This is a genomic window from Candidatus Symbiopectobacterium sp., from assembly GCF_020054415.1.
Taxonomy (GTDB): Bacteria; Pseudomonadota; Gammaproteobacteria; order Enterobacterales; family Enterobacteriaceae; genus Symbiopectobacterium.
Genome location: NZ_JAHWCO010000245.1, coordinates 1 through 1,147, shown reverse-complemented (window position 1 = coordinate 1,147; position 1,147 = coordinate 1). Strand labels below are relative to the sequence as shown.

The 1,147-nt window shown below is 48.6% G+C and carries 3 pseudogenes; 2 read left to right on the top strand and 1 reads right to left on the bottom strand.

Annotation, left to right across the window (positions count from 1 at the left end):
* Nucleotides 1-228 (bottom strand): annotated as a pseudogene (locus QZ506_RS07160) (helix-turn-helix domain-containing protein); the annotation flags it as partial.
* A gap of 200 nt (nt 229-428) precedes the next feature.
* Here QZ506_RS07160 and QZ506_RS07155 point away from each other — a divergent pair.
* Together QZ506_RS07155 and QZ506_RS07150 are read left to right on the top strand one after the other, a co-directional pair.
* A pseudogene (locus tag QZ506_RS07155) lies at nt 429-782 on the top strand (lysoplasmalogenase family protein); the annotation flags it as partial.
* Nucleotides 783-842: 60 nt separating this feature from the next.
* Nucleotides 843-1,147: pseudogene (locus QZ506_RS07150) on the top strand (IS1 family transposase); the annotation flags it as partial.

The following is a 1,147-nucleotide window of genomic DNA, read 5'->3' as shown; positions in this document are numbered from 1 at the left end:
TGCAGACCCACCGTTTTCAGGTTTAAGTTTGCGAGTGTTGACGTAATCGTTGATATGTTGGTTTACCGTCGTTTCGTGCAGACGCAGAGCTTGCGCAATCATCGCAGAGCTCCAGCCTTCGGAGGCCAGCAGGACGGCTTTAATGCGATCACAAACACGCTTATCACGACTGGTGTCATGAAGGTGTTCGAGTTCGGCTTTTTACTTGTCGGTAATAAATATCTTCATAGTGGGTAAGCATGATCTTCTTACCGCGTAAAATCAAGCATCTTCAATGATCACGGGTAGATACAAAAAAACGATCATTATCGCCGCCAACATAACATGAAGCGCGTGACTTCGCACTTGTCACACTGCGTGTTGTTCATCCCGCGTGCGATCTCCTACACTCAATGATGAAAAATCCAATAAGGTGATAAGGATACCCTATGCTCTGGTCGTTTATTGCCGTTCTCTTTTCAGGCTGGCTCTACGTCGATGCCAGCTACCGTGGGCCTGGATGGCAACGCTGGCTGTTCAAACCCATTACCATCGCGCTGGCCTAGCAAACGCCGCTGATGAGCGTCACCGGTTACTTTATCGCGCTCGGCCTGTTGGCAACGTTAGCCGCGGATATCCTGCTGTTGCTGCCAATACAGCGCATGCTGTTCGCCATAGGTGCCTATTCCGCCTGCCATCTGCTCTACACCATCGGGTTTCTGGTGGCGAAAGCGTCACTCACGTTTTTCTGGCCGCTACCACTGTTGCTGATGGTGATTATTGCGGTTCTACTTGCCATCCTGGATCGTGTATTCAATATGTTGATTGCAGTGTGAAATGTCCGGTTTTGGATGTGGAATACAGTGGCTAAAGTTGATGTAATATGCCCGTTTTGTGAACAGACATCTCCTGTGAAAAAATACGGTTATGGCAAAAGTGGCCATCAGCGTTACCGTCGTCAGTCATGCAAACACGGATGGCTACAGGGCTTACAACGACGAACTTCCAAAAGTAAAACACATTGTTGGCAAGCTGTATACACAGCGTATTGAGCGTGCACATCTGACACTGCGTAACCGATTGCAACGGCTCAATCGCAAGACGCTCGGATATTCAAAATCATCCGAAATGCACGATAGGATCATCGGTACTTACATCGAACGCGAGT